The organism is Paenibacillus radicis (ex Xue et al. 2023), from assembly GCF_024722015.1.
GTDB lineage: Bacteria > Bacillota > Bacilli > Paenibacillales > NBRC-103111 > Paenibacillus_S.
Genome location: NZ_JANQBD010000010.1, coordinates 59604 through 75064, shown reverse-complemented (window position 1 = coordinate 75064; position 15461 = coordinate 59604). Strand labels below are relative to the sequence as shown.

The 15461-nt window shown below is 47.4% G+C and carries 16 protein-coding genes; 10 read left to right on the top strand and 6 right to left on the bottom strand.

The genetic code is table 11. The features are described 5' to 3' along the window. Positions 1-12 precede the first annotated feature (12 nt). The 3 genes from NV381_RS15090 to NV381_RS15080 form a co-directional block, all read right to left on the bottom strand. Complete coding sequence (locus NV381_RS15090; protein WP_258214119.1) at positions 13-798, bottom strand: DUF3919 family protein; 786 nt, start codon at positions 796-798, stop codon at positions 13-15. A gap of 73 nt (positions 799-871) precedes the next feature. After that, the gene (locus NV381_RS15085) at positions 872-2287 is read right to left on the bottom strand and encodes a sensor histidine kinase (RefSeq protein ID WP_258214118.1); all 1416 of its coding nucleotides are present in this window, start codon (positions 2285-2287) and stop codon (positions 872-874) included. A 3-nt stretch (positions 2288-2290) separates the two neighbouring features. Next, on the bottom strand, positions 2291-2968 hold the full coding sequence (locus NV381_RS15080; RefSeq protein ID WP_258214117.1) for a response regulator transcription factor: 678 nt from the start codon (positions 2966-2968) through the stop codon (positions 2291-2293). Positions 2969-3223: 255 nt separating this feature from the next. Between NV381_RS15080 and NV381_RS15075 the strand changes: the two genes are divergently transcribed. From NV381_RS15075 to map, 6 genes are all read left to right on the top strand, one after another. Next, the gene (locus NV381_RS15075) at positions 3224-3481 is read left to right on the top strand and encodes a hypothetical protein (RefSeq protein ID WP_258214116.1); all 258 of its coding nucleotides are present in this window, start codon (positions 3224-3226) and stop codon (positions 3479-3481) included. Positions 3482-3663: 182 nt separating this feature from the next. Further along, complete coding sequence (locus tag NV381_RS15070) at positions 3664-3840, top strand: hypothetical protein (RefSeq protein WP_258214115.1); 177 nt, start codon at positions 3664-3666, stop codon at positions 3838-3840. 224 nt (positions 3841-4064) lie between these two features. Beyond that, positions 4065-4364 carry a helix-turn-helix domain-containing protein gene (locus NV381_RS15065; protein ID WP_258214114.1) on the top strand — a complete coding sequence of 100 codons (300 nt, stop codon included), beginning with the start codon at positions 4065-4067 and terminating at the stop codon, positions 4362-4364. Between the two features lie 233 nt (positions 4365-4597). After that, positions 4598-5527 carry a hypothetical protein gene (locus NV381_RS15060; protein ID WP_258214113.1) on the top strand — a complete coding sequence of 310 codons (930 nt, stop codon included), beginning with the start codon at positions 4598-4600 and terminating at the stop codon, positions 5525-5527. A 135-nt stretch (positions 5528-5662) separates the two neighbouring features. Next, positions 5663-6271 carry a TetR/AcrR family transcriptional regulator gene (locus NV381_RS15055; protein WP_258214112.1) on the top strand — a complete coding sequence of 203 codons (609 nt, stop codon included), beginning with the start codon at positions 5663-5665 and terminating at the stop codon, positions 6269-6271. A 3-nt stretch (positions 6272-6274) separates the two neighbouring features. Then, on the top strand, positions 6275-7024 hold the full coding sequence (gene map / locus NV381_RS15050) for a type I methionyl aminopeptidase (RefSeq protein ID WP_258214111.1): 750 nt from the start codon (positions 6275-6277) through the stop codon (positions 7022-7024). A gap of 21 nt (positions 7025-7045) precedes the next feature. On the opposite strand, the gene NV381_RS15045 is transcribed toward map, so the two are convergent. Both NV381_RS15045 and NV381_RS15040 read right to left on the bottom strand, forming a co-directional pair. After that, positions 7046-7282: a DUF6953 family protein gene (locus NV381_RS15045; protein WP_258214110.1), complete on the bottom strand. Its 237-nt coding sequence runs from the start codon at positions 7280-7282 to the stop codon at positions 7046-7048. A gap of 233 nt (positions 7283-7515) precedes the next feature. Then, positions 7516-10719, bottom strand: coding sequence for a bifunctional cytochrome P450/NADPH--P450 reductase (locus NV381_RS15040; protein WP_258214109.1), 3204 nt, complete (start codon positions 10717-10719; stop codon positions 7516-7518). A 188-nt stretch (positions 10720-10907) separates the two neighbouring features. On the opposite strand from NV381_RS15040, the gene NV381_RS15035 reads away from it, so the two are divergent. Both NV381_RS15035 and NV381_RS15030 read left to right on the top strand, forming a co-directional pair. After that, on the top strand, positions 10908-11513 hold the full coding sequence (locus NV381_RS15035) for a metalloregulator ArsR/SmtB family transcription factor (RefSeq protein ID WP_258214108.1): 606 nt from the start codon (positions 10908-10910) through the stop codon (positions 11511-11513). 88 nt (positions 11514-11601) lie between these two features. Further along, positions 11602-12603: a DoxX family membrane protein gene (locus tag NV381_RS15030; protein ID WP_258214107.1), complete on the top strand. Its 1002-nt coding sequence runs from the start codon at positions 11602-11604 to the stop codon at positions 12601-12603. Between the two features lie 134 nt (positions 12604-12737). Here NV381_RS15030 and NV381_RS15025 read toward each other — a convergent pair whose 3' ends face one another. Next, entirely contained in the window at positions 12738-13655 is a 918-nt protein-coding gene (locus NV381_RS15025) for a M15 family metallopeptidase (protein WP_258214106.1), read from the bottom strand. Positions 13656-13786: 131 nt separating this feature from the next. Between NV381_RS15025 and NV381_RS15020 the strand changes: the two genes are divergently transcribed. Together NV381_RS15020 and NV381_RS15015 are read left to right on the top strand one after the other, a co-directional pair. After that, a complete protein-coding gene (locus tag NV381_RS15020; protein WP_258214105.1) occupies positions 13787-14560 on the top strand; it encodes a hypothetical protein in 774 nt (257 codons plus the stop codon). Between the two features lie 149 nt (positions 14561-14709). Further along, positions 14710-15387 (top strand): DNA alkylation repair protein, encoded by a 678-nt coding sequence (locus tag NV381_RS15015; RefSeq protein ID WP_308861891.1) that lies wholly within the window; start codon positions 14710-14712, stop codon positions 15385-15387. The last annotated feature ends 74 nt before the right edge of the window (positions 15388-15461 follow it).

Sequence of the window (15461 nt, the reverse complement as noted above, 5' to 3'; positions counted from 1 at the left end):
TTCAAAAATTATTTATGAGGCATCGTTCAGCTTGAAATAGGCTCTTTGGTTGGTCTCATCCAGTAAATCAAAAACGACAATGTAAGCGTTGTTATAGCGGTCGATGTGAATCCAATGCTTCTTGGTTACATGATCGTCTGCCAGTTGTATAACATAGTGGGCGTCAGGCTGTTGGGCCAAGTCGTCAAAATGACTAAAATCAATCACTCGAACCGCCGCTTCTACCTGTGCGGTAAGCTCTGCCCGCTCCACCCTGGACAGTAGTGTAAGCTCGCCGTTCTGTAGAGCAAACACCTCGTTACGGCTATCATCAATAGCCATTCCAACCGTAGCTGAAGTTAACGTTTTATCGATCAGTATACTTTGAAGCTTGCGAATTTCAGCGCTTACATTAAGTGAGTTCACCGATTCCTGACCGAAGCGAAATGTGTTCGTCTCGATTTGGAACGGGATGTCCTCCTGATCCAAATAAGCCATTACTCCTGTAAGAAGCAGCCGGGGAGGCCTGATTGAATTCTGTTGCTTCCCTAGAACCAGCAGTCCGGCAAACGAGGACTTCAGCTTCAGCAGTTCCTTCGGTTCATCGATCGAGATGGTGCCTAAACCAGGGTAAGTAACATCGACGCGCATTGGAACACCGGCGAACATATCGCGGCCATCCTGCTGAGGAGGTACAACATGCACTTCATCATATGGAATTCGGAATGCATAGGCGCAAATGCCAACCAAGATGCAGGCAACAACGACTTGCAGTAGAATGAGACGAAACCATGAAAGCCCTTTCTTTTCCCCTGGCATTTACTTTACCCTCCTTTTATCTCAAAAAAATCATAGGTTTGTATCAATTTTGTAACAAGCGCTTACATGGGACTTATAAGGGTGGCAATGTACTAAATCTCAGCTGCACTTCCGTCCCTTTCCCCTCCTGACTTGTGATGAGGATACTGCCGCCCTGCAGCTCCATGAACTGTTTGCACAGCGGTAAACCAAGCCCATGCGATTGCGCTGATATAATACGGTCCTGCTTATATTCAGAGGGAAGAAACAAGGTCTGCCTGTCCTGCTCTGAAATACCTCTGCCGTTATCAACAATATGTACCCGGCCTTCTCCCTCGCAGCATTCCAGCCTAATATCCAGATGCGTACATTCCCCATGTCTAATGGCATTGTCAATCACATTAAACAACACCTGCTGCGTAAGCTTCGGATCCAAATACACTTCGCAGGCGTCAGCTTGCAGATTTGTGATGATAGATGATTTTTGAATAGTAGGCTCTAAAATCCTCAGGCTATCTGAGAGAATCGTCGACAGGTCTACCTGTTCGAGTTTAACGCGCCAAATCTCATTTCCTTTAAGTGACGTTTGCAAAAGATCCTCTACCATGTTTAACAAGCGGTCGCTCTCTTTGCGAATGTACATATTGCAGGTCTTGATATCATCCAATTGATCCATCTTGGCAATCAAATCGGAAAACCCAATGATCGAGGTCAGCGGTGTCTTCAGCTCATGCGTCATATTGTCGTAAAACGTCTTTTGCTTGCCTTGCTCATAGTGCAGCAGCTCAATATGCTGTTGAAGCGCGTCGGACATATGATTAAAGTCTGCTGCCAGCTCCCTCACTTCATCTTGACTATTAACGACAATTTTTTTGCTGAAATTACCGACGGATACAAGCTTAAGCGCCTGCTGCAAATCTTGCAATGGCTTCATCAGGATGGAAAAAAAGGAGTAGCTCGCCAGTAGGGAAATCAATAAGCAAACCAGAGCCACTCCGATAAACCAATATCGCATTTGTTTCTGTGTCTGCACATGCTGATTCAAATCAAGTAAATAACGAAAGCCGCCCACAATCTTGCCCTCATATCTGAATGGGGCTGAATAAATTAAATATTGAGTATCCGCCGCCTCCGTTATAACCGTCGCTGTCTCGCCTTTGAGCACAGTCTCGATATCACTGCGTTTAAGCAAATTCTCTTTATCGCCGCTATTGCCGACAATTGTTTCATCCAACGCAAATAGCTGTACCTGAAAGTTGCTATTCGCGGCCAGATGGGAAGCAATGAGCGGTGCGTAAGCACCTGAAAACAATTGCTCTATATTGATCTTTTTATCATTAACAATTTTTAAAGCCTCAATCCGGTGCAGCGCAAAATATTGGCTCAAAGTTTGAGTGTCGCGTTCAATCATGCTTTTGCTAAGCGTATAATTCACGATAAAGTACATCGCTGTAAGCAGCATGATGATGGTGACCGTGTGCTGGAGAAACAGCTTATTTCGCAAGCCCATCGTTTATACCTCCAGCTTATAGCCTGTACCGTGTACGGTTGCCACCAAATGGTCATGAGGCTTCATTTTTTCCCTCAAACGGTTGACCATCATATCAACGGAACGCGTCTGGCCGTAATACTCAAAGCCCCACACTTGATCTAATATTTGCTCGCGTGTGAACACTTTTTTCGGATTGGTGCACAGCAACCACATGAAATCAAACTCTTTGCTGGTCGTTTTGACATAGGAGCCCGCGACTAACAAATTCCGCTCTCCCTTGTCAATTTCAATCAGCCCGATTTGAATAGTTTCGGACAGGGGGGCCGCAGTCGCTTTCATCCGTCTCATGACCGCCCGCACACGAAGTATAAGCTCCCTTGTCTCGAAAGGTTTGGTCAAGTAATCGTCTGCGCCCAGTTGAAAGCCGAGTATTTTATCATTCATCTCATTTTTCGCAGTCAGCACGATTACGGGAATTGACTTATATTGCTGCTGGAGCGCTTGCAAAAGCTCGAACCCTGAACGGTCTGGTAGCATTAAATCAAGCAAGATTAGATCTATCGGCTGCTGCTGATCGTCAAGCTCCTTCATGCCTGCCGCTGCTGTGCCTGCAACTATGGAATGGAAGCCTTCAACCTCTAAGCTTAATTTAAGCAGCATTTGAATGCTGGGATCGTCTTCAATAATTAATATATTCACTAAGGGTCACCCTTTCTTTCCGAGCTTGTGTGCGTTTGTTATGTAACTGACTGTACAAAATTTTATTGAAGAATACCAGAGCGAATCTGTATTTACATAAAAACTGTTAAACTTAATGAACTTTTCCTTGACGCAAAATTTGGTCCCCACCAAGCGGTGAGGAGTCAGTGGTTGAATGAAAAGCTACTAATGAGTAGGACAATTAAAATACATAATTCATCCATATAAAATAGATATAAAGGGGTTATTTCAACTGTGTATGAAGTTGAGATTTATGAAGATGAGGTTGGTAATTCAGAACTGAAAGATTGGCTTCGTGAACTAAAACATCGCAAAGATAAGGGAATAAAAGATGCCAGAATCGTACTTAATCAGATACATTATTGTATAGAACGTATCAAGATCGAGGGAACTTATGCTCCTGAGGAAACCGCCAAACACATAATTGATGACATATGGGAGCTGCGTCCCGATAAATACAGAGTTATGTTTTTCCAAATGAAAGAAGGCTGATTAATCTTCATAGTAGAGCGTCCTCCTAGGATGATGTGATGGGCTTTTAAGGGCACTGACCCATTGCAACCCCATCGTACCAGAGGCGCTTCTTTTTGTGCAAAGGCGTTTTCTTAGCCCCTACAGGAATTTAAAGTGGAAATGCCCTTTCTAATTTTGCTTAAGTGATGGCGCGAGAATAGATGTTCAAAGGTTGCTTTCATCGTAAAGGAGACCAGGATATTCTTACAGCTGCCGAAAGAAAGACGATAGATGGAAATCCTCCCGTTAATCCAGCCTTAATATGGTTTGAAATCATTCTAACTGGAAAAGCTCCTGCTAATCTAGGTGATAGGGATGAGATCAGCCAAAATCCGTAGAATTAGCAGGAGAAATTCCAGTTATAGGGCTTGGAACGCTATTTTTTCGGGAAAATAACGTGACAATTTCCTGCTAATTGCGTGGTTAAATCACTCCCGTAAGGAAACACGGAGAACTCCACAAAAGCATATCAAAAAGGCTACACAATTAAGGAATGATTGGAATAAGCGTAATCATTGACTGTTAAAAACTAGAAGTCTGATATATAAATGGAGGAAAGACAATGAAGTTCGATGATTTTATGGAAGAAATTGGTGAAAATTCTATTGAAGCGGAAACAATTCGACAAATCGCGCGAATGGTTGCTGATATTGTCAGACGGCGAAAAATGCTTGGATTAACCCAAGATCAAGTTGCCAAGAAGGCCGGTCTTTCTCAAGCACAGGTAGCACGACTGGAAAACAGTTCACAAATTCCTAGAGTTGACACACTGATTAAAGTGGCTATAGCCCTTGGAATGTATATTCATTTGAACGCGACTGAAGAAGAAGCAGCCACTCTCAATCAAGTGGCACATGTCTAGCAACCAAATTGTGAGCAGAGTGGGTTCTTTTCGAAGGCTTTGACTCACATATATCCAATCCATTGCTCCCCATTACTATCACCGTCCAGATAATTTATGTTGCCAATAGTTTACCACAAAATGGATAATAGAGTTGAAACGCCTACGATCTCGTTTAATGACCAATCCGCAGCAAAAAGTGCTGCACAAACTATTCTCGATATACTATTTTAAAAAAGGAGACGGTGAATGGTATGAATCCAACAAGTAAAGCAATCAAGCGCATATTAGACGAGCTGGGAAATCAGGAGCTTTTAGACGAACTCAGTAAAGAGCTTTCCTTATCAGACTTAAACACCTTGCTGCTCGAACTGTTCAGACAACGAACTCTGGATACATCGTATGCCGACTTGCTGAGAGCTTATTCGACGAACCGGTTTGTCCAGCCTGCACAACTGGATCCCCTCGCCCTTAAGCGGCTGGAGCTTCATATTCTTACAATAGCGCAGCAAGCCTCCTACCAAGCCATTCAGCTATCGCCTGTCGCTCCGCTAGGCTCATGCTCTGTAGTCGCAACTTCCGATCAGAATAAAATCATATCATCTTTAAGAGGAACCGAGGTGGTAGCCGATGCCACCAATCTATTAGCCTTACATATCTGTGATTTATTAAAGGAAAAAAAGGCAGCTAATGACGTGAATCCCATAAGATTCAGCACCACACACCGGCATGTAAGAGCCCAAAATTTTAATAGACCCGGATTACTCCCGCATTTTCATTTATACGCAATGGTTAGCTCCGGAAAGGACAAAGGTTCCTATTCATTTGAAAAACAGACGCTTTTGGAACATATATTGGTTTATCAAAGTATTTTTTCATCCTTATATCATACCGATGTAACCGTGAAATTAAACCGTCGTGACGGTTATACAGATAGCGAAGGGCTCCTTCAAAGATTAAGTGAACATCTCCAAGAAGCCGCTCCAGCAATTTCCGTTATAGTAAACATGGATGAGAATTCAAATCAATACTATAAAGGACTGCAGTTTACGGTTACGGTTACTATAAAGGGACAAGAGCTAAATATAGGCGATGGGGGCTTTGTTGATTGGTCGCAGAAGCTGCTCGGCAGCAAAAAGGAAAGAATGATGATCAGCGCCATTGGTTTGGACAGACTTATTTAAATCAGCTTCCTACAGGCTAATGAACCTACGGAAGCTTTTTTCTTTTGTCAGCAAGGCTTGAAATTGTCATCGAACTTCTGTATTATTTTATTATCGACATTTTTGCAGGTCTAAACAAAAAAAGGCGGTGAAGCCATGTCTCCCAGAACCAAGGAACAGAACGATGAAATCAGAGAGCGCAGAAAACTGCAAATTATTGAAACAGCTGAATTACTTTTTATAAGAAACGGCATGAATCTGGATATTAGAGATGTAGCCCAGGCAGCCCAATTAGGCTATGGAACGGTATATCATTACTACAATAACAAACATCTGCTGATTCACGATATTATGGAATCCGGCTTTAGCGCCGCGGAGGAAACAGCCCAACAGCTTAATGCGCCGCAGTCCCCCCTGTCCCTGCTACATACTTATCTGCAATGCTTACCCGATAGCTGGACGAAGAGCCGGGCGGCTTTTGCCATATACAAGAAGGCTTCAGAGAACTTTTCGATGTTTGAACCGGATATTCAGCAAGCATACAACAATCGGTTCGAGAAATTTATTTATATGCCCGTAGTTACTTTAATTCAAAAAGCCATTAGCTTGCAGGAGTTGCCCAACAAGCTCGATCCTCATCGGACTGCTAACACGCTGCTCGGTGCGCTGATTGGAGCTTTCAGCATTTATTCCGGACATGACAACCAACGGTTTGACGCTAACTTTACAGCAGATGTATTAATAAAAGGAATTTTGGAGGTATGACATGTGATCACTCTCAGAACGATTGATGAAATTCAACAAATGAAAAAAGCCGGGCAAATTGTCGCGGCCTGCCATAAAGAAATTGCACATATGATCAAGCCAGGAGTGACTACACTCGAAATTAACGATTACGTTGAAAAGCGAATTACAGAAATGGGAGGAAGCCAATTTACCAAAGGCTTTATGGGTTACCCATTCGCAACCTGCGCATCCATCAATGATGTCATTGCCCATGGGTTCCCGAGCAAAGTCCCTTTGAAGAACGGTGACATCGTCACGATCGATATTGTCGCAATTGCTGATGGCTGGGTAGGTGATTCGGCTTGGTGTTACACCGTAGGAGATGTGTCCGAGGAAGCAAAACGCTTGATGGAAGTAACCAAAGAATGTCTCTACATTGGAATTGAGCACGCGGTAGTCGGCAATCGAATTGGAGATGTGATGCACGCTTTACAGCAGCATGCCGAACGTAACGGCTATTCTGTAGTTCGTGATCTATTAGGACATGGGGTTGGTAGGTCCGTGCATGAGGAACCTAACTTCCCACATACCGGCAAACCCGGTAAAGGCTTCAGGCTCAAAGAAGGTATGGTTATTACCATTGAGCCCATGCTTAACCAAGGTACTTATGAAATGACTATCGACTCTGATAACTGGACGGCAAGAACAGCCGACGGCCGATTGTCCGCACAATACGAGCATACCATTGCTATTACCGCGGACGGTCCGATTATTTTGACAGAACAGGAATAAGACTGATAATAATTTAATAAATTAAGTCCAGCCCCAGAAGAATCCGTCCCTATCCCAAGCTACCCTTCCACCATGCAGCTTTTTGAATATTTTTTTGACATCCTTGGATATGGACGGATTCCCATTTTCATTCACATAAATAAAATGCTCGCCAAATTTAGCTTTAATCCGCTCTACAGCGTCGCTTTGATACAGTATCCCGGCAAACTTCACTTCCTCTATCATCCATCCGGCAACATCATCTGCTGAAAATTCCAAACCTATCGCTCCTCTATTTATGATGCAAATACAATCCAAGTATACCCTATTTGTCATGAATCTGACTAATTTCAGATGTACTGTATAATCGAGGAGTCTATAATTGTCTATTAACAAAAATCTACGCCCTTAGAATGTATTATAAGCTTGGACAATATTAAAGCCCTCTCATTATTTCGGAGGGCTTTTGGACTGTTCTTTTATATACGATACGGTAAATTATCCATGTCTATTTACGCTCCCGCCCACACATCCTTGGTGTAACGCCCGTCTTTCTGCAGGCTGTCCAGCCATTGCTTCGCCTTGCTTTCATCGACGCCATGGGCTTCAGCATACGCTTGTTCAAGTGAAGCCTCCACATCCGGCGCCATCCGGCTGCCGTCCCCGCATACATAGAGTCTTCCTCCGCCATCAAGTATTGCGATCAGCTCGTTGCCGCATTGCCCCATTTGATGCTGGACGTATGTTTTCGCTTCATCTGCTTTGCGTGAAAAAGCGCAGTGCAGCGTCACAATCCCTTCTTGCTGAAACCGCTCCAGCTCCTCGCGGTATAAGTAGTCCTCATCGCTGCGACAGCCGAAGAACAGATGCGCCTCTCCCAGCTTCGCCCCTTCTTGCTGCATGGCGCTTCGTGCTTGAAGGAAGCCGCGGAATGGCGCCACACCCGTTCCGGGGCCAACCATGATGATCGGCGTTTGGGGATCATCGGGCAATTGAAAGCCAGACTCCGGTGTCCGCACGAACATCACTATATCCTTCCCTGCATCGCTCGCAGCAAGATGGTTCGATGCCACACCCCGGTATTCGCCGCGCCCGCTCAGAGCCGGTCCACGTACAACACCGACCGTAATGCTTGCCTGATTCGGCTGGACACGTGGTGAGCTGGAGATCGAATAATAGCGAGGCTTCAGCGGCGGTAGCAGCTCGATAAACCGTTCGAACGGCAGCTCGCATGCCTCATATTGATTCAGCAGATCGAGCATCGTGATCCGTTTGCTCAGTATCTGCTCCTTGTAAACCTCCTCGGCAAGCATAGCTTCCGGCTCCTTGCGGTGCGGCGGACAGACGGTGTACGCCGCCAGCTCTCGCAGCTGGGCGCGACTCGCCGCTTCCTGCAGCTCTACGCTGTGTGACAGCAGATCGTGCAAGCTTACGGGGCGGTCTAGCGGCAGGTGTGCGGCGCTGCGTCCGCTCGCCTTGAGGATGAGATGGTCGTTACCGTTCAGACGGAAACGGCGCAGCACTTCATCCACCAGCTCCGGACGGTTGCACGGCAGCACGCCAAGATGATCCCCTTCATGGTATGCAATGCCTTCCGGCAGTGCGATCTCCAGATGGCGTGTGCTGCGTCCGCTGCCAGCTCCCTGCAGCTCGCGGTTTTCCAATACCTTGGCGTGCACCGCCTCATACGATTCAGCCAGCGGGTTACCAACAAAGCCACTGACGAATTGGACCGTAAGCGTGCTTCGCTCGCTGTCAGCCTTAATGTTCAGCTGCAAGCCGAGCTGCCCCATTACCTCGGGCCACAGGCGGGTGCGCCAGTCTTCGAGCTGCTTCTCGAAATCGCTGCTGGCATCCCCTTCGCCCCGCTGGGCAAGACGGGTTGCGCCTTTGGCGGCAAGCTGCTCGTCAATCAGGCGCGGAATATGCTGGTAGGTGCTCGCCCAGTTGTGATCGCCGCAGCCGAACACCGCATACTTCACACCGTTCAGCTCACCGGTTTCTGCATCTTCCAGCCACTGTACGAATTCTCTGGCGCTGCTGGGAGGCTTGCCGTTGTAGGATGCGGTTACGATAAACACCGCTCCTTCCTTCGGCAGCTTGCCCGCTCTATCGTTCAGTGCCGCAACGTTGCAGTTAAAGCCCTGCAGCTTGGCCGCATCGGCCAGCTCTCTTGCAATGCCCTCGGCCGTGCCCATGTTAGAGCCGTACAGGATGAGCAGCGGCGTATTGTGGGCCTGTACCCCAGTGGCAGCATCACTCAATTGCTCCTCCTTGGGCAGTACAGCTGTTGCCGATGAGGCAGCAGCTGATCCCGGGAGCACTACCGTGCTGGAAGCGGAGGACGCTCTGAGACGGGCGCGGATTGTAAAGCCATCCGGCTTCAGTGTCAACGCTTCCTTCACCTTCAGCTGGTAATTTGTATGATCAATCAGCTCAAATTGCTTCAGCACCATCCCGAGCACAAGCGTTGCCTCCTGCAGCGCAAACTGCTGTCCGATGCATGCCCGTTGGCCATTGCCGAACGGCTTGTAGGCGTCATGAGGTATCCGGCTAGGATCCTCGAATCGCTCAGGCCGGAATGCTTCGACATCCTCACCCCATGCGGTCTTATCACGATGAAGCTGTGGGATAAGCACAGTCACGGCCTCGCCCTTCGCCATCGGATAAGTGCCTGCCAGCAGCGTATCCTCTTTCGCATATAGCGAGAAAGCGGGGGCCGTAGGCCACAGCCTCAGAGCTTCGCTCAGCACCATACGGACGTAGCGCAGCTCGCGAACTTGCGCATAGCTGGGAATAGGCCCTGTCATGACGCGGTCCACTTCTTCGTAAGCCTTTTGCAGCTTTTCCGGATTTTTCAGCAAATAATAGATCGCAAAAGATAATAGACCGCTTGTCGTTTCATGTCCGGCAATCAGGAAAGTAATAATCTGGTAGCGAATATTTTCGTCATCCAGACCCTCTCCGGTTTCCCGGTCGATTCCCTCAAGCATGTGCGACATCAGATCGTCGACACCTTGGCTTCCCTGTACTCTGCGCTCGGCTATCAGCTTATCGACCAAAGTATACATGGACTGAATATCATGCCGGAATTGGCGCTTCGTCAGCACCATCAGCTTGTCCTGCAGCCCGAGACGCTGGAGTTGGCTCATCGCTTCATGCAGCGAGCGGACCATGCTCGTAATAAAGGGATGCGGCTCCTCCCTGTAAAAGCTGTTGAACCGGTAATTGAAGCCGCAAAGACCTATCGTGTCCAGCGTCAGCCTCGTCATATCCTCCGGAACATCGATGCTCTCATCCGGGTTCAAGCGTGACCATTTCTGGATCATCTGCAAGGCGATATCGACCATCATCGTATGGTAGCCCTGCATCGCCCGCTGTGAAAAGCTCGGCAGCAATATATGATGCGCCTTCTGCCAATTCTGCTCCTCGGTATGAGCCGTGAACAGCCCATCACCCGTAAATGCGCGAACATTCATTAAAGCCGGATGCACCTTTTTATCAAAACGCGATTCATCACATGCATCGGCCACCAGCTCATTATCCGATATAATAACCATGGATCTCCCAGGCATTTCCATTCTAAAAATGGGACCAAACTCCTCGGCAAGCTTGACCATTGATTGTACAGGCTTTTCTTTGTCGATCAGAGGCAGGTTGCCAAGCGGACCGTATGTTTTGGGTTGCGGAATTTGTGGACCAGTTAAAATTGTCATACTTATAACCTCCTTGGCTTTGTTCCCACAGCTTTTACCAGTTTACTATGTGATCATTGCGAGGGAATTATTACAAAACACGAAATACTATTGACAAAAAATACTAATTTAATTAACATCTAATTAGATAATAATTAAATCAGAACTTTGATTGAATATAATTTAAGAGAGGGGCGTGTTTTGAAACTATGCAGTTAGATAAAGTTGTTAACTACCATAAGGCGCTGGCTGATCGGACCCGAATAAGAATATTGATTCTGCTCTCTGAAGGAGAGTTGAACGGTCAAGTTCTTGCGGAGAAATTAAGTCTCTCCCCTGCTACTATTACCCATCACGCAGCCAAGCTTCGGGAAGCCAGTCTGATTAATGAGCGCAGAGACAAGAATACGATTTACTTTACCCTGAATCATTATTTTATTAAGAATAATGCCCAGGCAGCCTTAGATCTGATCTACAAGCAAGTTCATTCCGAAGGGGGTGCCGGTACGTTGGATGAATCAAGCAAACTGTTCATGGAATCCGTTATTCGAAACTTTTTCACATCAGAAGGCACTTTAAAGCACATCCCTGCACAGCTCAAGAAAAAACTGATCGTTCTCGAGCATCTGGTATCCCAATTGGAAAAGGGCCGGAAGTATAGCGAGCAGGAGCTCAATGAATTTATTAAGAAGTTCCATGGCGATTTCGCAACGATCCGCAGGGAATTTATTATGCATCAATTTATGTACAGGGAAAGTGAAATTTATGAGCTAAATCCGCGGGAAATGTGGGCCAAGTGGGAAAAATTGTCGTGACCTGGCTGCTTGAACCCTTGAGTAAACAGGGTGATTGGGGTACATTAAAATCTATGAATCTATTTGTATTTTTTGAAAGGAAGATATTGTGAGAGCCCTTATCATCTTACTCCTTATAGGCATCGCAGCCGGATTTGGAGCACCGTTGACTGCGGAAGCACACGTAAAGTGGTTCACGGAGCTTCCCCCTCAGAAGGAGAGTATTATCCATATTATTTCTCCTCTATTTATGTTTCTTGCAATTATGGTCGCTGTGCTGCTTGCGTTGTTAGCACAAATTTTGCCGGCGTTAAGTGAATGGAAGCTCATGCAAGCGGCCGACAACAAATTGGATCAGCTGCGTAAATATTCGATCCTTATTCTTAAATACGGATTAGCTGCTGCACTGACGATTCAAGTGTTGTCCGGTTCTCTATTCGTACCCGAATTTTCGATCCAAACTCAGCTTCAGACCGTCCTTCTGTGGGTCGCGATCGTACTGCTGCTTATACCGCAACATTATGCTACCAAAGCAGGGGCACTCGTTATTTTGTATTTATTAATCGATTTGACGATAAAAGTCGGTTTATTCCATATGCTGGATTACGGCTTCTATCTGGCTATTGCCTGCACTTTGCTTGTGGATAAAACGAAGGCTTCTGCTCTAGGTTTCCCGTTCCTCTACCTTGGTACCGGATTGTCGCTATGCTGGGTTGCGGTGGAAAAGTGGGTGTATCCAGCGCTGGCTATCGATATTATCCATCAGCATAGTGTTCCAACCTTCGGCTTCGCACCTGAGGCGTTTGTCGTGATGGCGGCGTTCATTGAATTCGTTGTCGGTTATCTGCTTGTAGTAGGAATACTCAATCGTTTGCTTTCCCTTGTGTTAACAGGTATTTTCGTATCTACAACGATGCTGTTCGGCATGACTGAATTGGTCGGTCATTTCATGATTCACGTCGTGCTGCTCATCTTCATTATTGAAGGAGTCAGCTTCTATAAACCTCCTATCAAAATGCATAAAACAAAGCTGGATCAGATGGTGTTCGTTTCCCTTAATTTTATATTTGTCCTGTCCTCATTTGTTTTAATTTACTACCGTTTTGCCTAAAAGCTGCTTCTATGGCGAGTTTATTTCCTTGTTACAAAACAAAAAGTTGGCCCCTTGTTCACCTTAATAGTGAAAGGGCCAACTTTTTATTTTTATAATATCAGCGTTTATTTGAAGTAAGGGATTATAGGGCTTTACTGTTTATTTACAGGAACCGCTTGCCCTAAATATTCCTCCATTGTTACGCCCCGCTTAGCAATTTCCTTGGACATCTCCGTGCCTACATAGCGCAAATGCCATGGCTCATATTGATAGCCCGTGATGGACTCTTTCCCCTTCGGGTAACGGATGATGAAGCCGAACTCCGCCGCATTCTCATCCAGCCATTTGGCTTCTTTCGTAGCTGCGAAACAATCGGAAGCTGCACATTTCCCTGAGATTCCCGCAACGTCGATAGCCAGACCTGTCTCATGCTCACTGTGTCCCGGCTTGGCGCTGTACTTATTGGCTGCTTCCTCCCCGTCCTTCTTAACATAATTCGCATATACGGTTTTCTGGGTTTCATGGGAACGGTAAGCGGAAACGCCCGATAAAGGCAGTTTATCGTCACTCGCTGCTTTAAACAGCTTCTCCAAAGCGGCAGCCGCTTCTTTGCGCAATTTGCGTTTTTCCGTTTTTTCCTTGAAAATAAAAGGAACATTAGGGTCGACCAAATCCTGAGGTACATAGCTATCAGGCAACTTATAGGCTTTATTTACAAGTACGGTTTTATCTGCAGGATTAGCTGCAACTTGGACGGCCTGGCCCTTCCCGCCAGTATCTGCCGGCTTCGGAGAAGATGTAATTGGCTGTGTCGATGGCTTGGCAGGATCTGCTGCGCCTGGCGATGGTGCTGCTGGTGAACCGGCCTTTGCGGGTGAATCGGTCTGAACCGGCTGCGCAGCTCCAGAGGTTTTGGCTGGATCGGCAGCTGTCTTAGGAGCATTACTATCACCTGTGCCAGTGCCTGACGGTGGGGCTTTCGAATCGTTGCCGCAGCCTGCGGCAGATATAATAAGGATTCCTGCTAGGAGAAGAACCGCTGCTGGCTTCAAGCTTGCAAATAATTTCATGAATCAACCATCCTATCCCTGTTGTAGTTGCCTCTCTAGTATACAATGACGCAGCGCAAAGGTAAAAAGTTGCCAATAAAGAGGATGATTGTGGAGGATGCCGTGACGTCAATAAGGGAGATTTCAGTCATATGGACTTAGCCAACAGGAGAATAACGATATACTTGCTGGCGGGCGTAGCTACCGCCCCGCTGTTCATGGAAGGCTTGCGGCAGACGATGGAAGCCCGACTCCTGCAGGACGGATGGCTGGTACAATCCGAGCTGCTCTTTCCCTATGGCGATTGGAGCCGGAAGCTGTCCAGTCAGCTCCGCGAAATGAGCCATGACCTGTGGCGCGCGCGTACGCGCCCGCTTCGCTCCATCGGAGGGCAGCGTGTCGCTGCCGCCATTAAGGCGCGCGGCGAAGACAGCTTGCCGCTGCTGATCGGGCACAGCGGCGGCGGTGTGGCCGCCGTGCACGCCGTGCAGATTCTCGCGGATGCGGGCGGGGCTGTTGGCGGCGGGACTTACAGCCGGTTCGGCGCCGACCCACGCCAGCCCTTCCCTCACCGCATCGTACAGATCGGCTCACCGAAGTGCCCGATCCCTGAATGGATGCGGGAGTCCGTTCTGTACGCCGGGGCGCTCAACGCCAAAGGCAAATCATCCGACCTGATAACCCGGCTGGGAAGCTGGAGCGGATGGCAGCGAAATGAGCGCGGAACGGCCACATGGAGTTGGAAGCAGTTCGCTCCCACTGCCATTGTTCATTTCCCCGTCATCGGCGGTCATCCCGATTACTTCAGGGAAAGCAGCCCTTATCTCAACATAGATGGTGTCCCCAACCTGGAGACTACTGTGCAAGCGATGTGGGATTGGTTTCAATCCTCATGCCGCCCCAAACCGGGCATCCAAAGCGATTAGTTATAAAACTGTACTGGCTAATCATTGGGCTAGCCAGCTAGTTTGAACGTTACCTTACCAGCAAGTTGTACCGATACATGCATCACATATGCTTTCTTCCAATATGAGTATAACGCTAGTTAGAATAAGTTATAAAGGAGTTGCTTCGGTTGTCCCTTTCATATTCCAACCTTCTGGAAAGCCATCTTAGGGCCCATGCCAACCTGGACAAGGCAAGCCCCATGGAAGCCTATATGCGCCATCTGTTCCCATTCCTGGGCATCAAATCCCCAGAACGTGTGGCCCTGGTAAAAGGCTTCATCCAGGAACACGGCGTGCCGCCGCAGGGTGAAGTACTAGCCACCACCATCCGTGAGCTGTGGAAGCTTCCCGAGCGTGAGTTCCACTACGCAGCCTTACAGCTGCTCGAAAAACAACTCAAGAAGCTCGAGCCAACAGCAATCGATCTGCTGGAAGAGCTGGTCATTACCCATTCATGGTGGGACACTGTCGATACCTTGGCAAGCCGGCTTATCGGCTCCCACTTCACCAAATATCCGGACCTGATCCCCATTTATACGGAACGCTGGATCGAGTCCGACAACATGTGGCTGCAGAGGAGCGCTCTTCTGTTTCAGCTGAGCTATAAGAGCCGAACCGATACTACTCTATTGTTCGACTATATTCGCCGCACAGCACATTCGCAGGAGTTTTTCCTGCGGAAAGCGATAGGGTGGACGCTGCGGGAATACAGCAAGACCGATGAATCCGCAGTCCGCCAGTTCGTTGCCGAAACAGCTCTGTCTCCTCTAAGTGTGCGGGAAGCGCTCAAACATGCGGACCGATAAATCAAATCAGTCGAGGTTGAATAGATAGCAATAACAGTAACTGGAAAAAGTCCTGTTAATTATGCCCTCCAATC

Coding starts and splice junctions, on each gene's coding strand:
- NV381_RS15090 (WP_258214119.1), bottom strand. CDS start 798: ATGCCAGGGGAAAAGAAAGGGCTTTCATGGTTTCGTCTCATTCTACTG.
- NV381_RS15085 (WP_258214118.1), bottom strand. CDS start 2,287: ATGGGCTTGCGAAATAAGCTGTTTCTCCAGCACACGGTCACCATCATC.
- NV381_RS15070 (WP_258214115.1), top strand. CDS start 3,664: ATGTTCAAAGGTTGCTTTCATCGTAAAGGAGACCAGGATATTCTTACA.
- NV381_RS15065 (WP_258214114.1), top strand. CDS start 4,065: ATGAAGTTCGATGATTTTATGGAAGAAATTGGTGAAAATTCTATTGAA.
- NV381_RS15060 (WP_258214113.1), top strand. CDS start 4,598: ATGAATCCAACAAGTAAAGCAATCAAGCGCATATTAGACGAGCTGGGA.
- NV381_RS15055 (WP_258214112.1), top strand. CDS start 5,663: ATGTCTCCCAGAACCAAGGAACAGAACGATGAAATCAGAGAGCGCAGA.
- NV381_RS15040 (WP_258214109.1), bottom strand. CDS start 10,719: ATGACAATTTTAACTGGTCCACAAATTCCGCAACCCAAAACATACGGT.
- NV381_RS15035 (WP_258214108.1), top strand. CDS start 10,908: ATGCAGTTAGATAAAGTTGTTAACTACCATAAGGCGCTGGCTGATCGG.
- NV381_RS15025 (WP_258214106.1), bottom strand. CDS start 13,655: ATGAAATTATTTGCAAGCTTGAAGCCAGCAGCGGTTCTTCTCCTAGCA.
- NV381_RS15020 (WP_258214105.1), top strand. CDS start 13,787: ATGGACTTAGCCAACAGGAGAATAACGATATACTTGCTGGCGGGCGTA.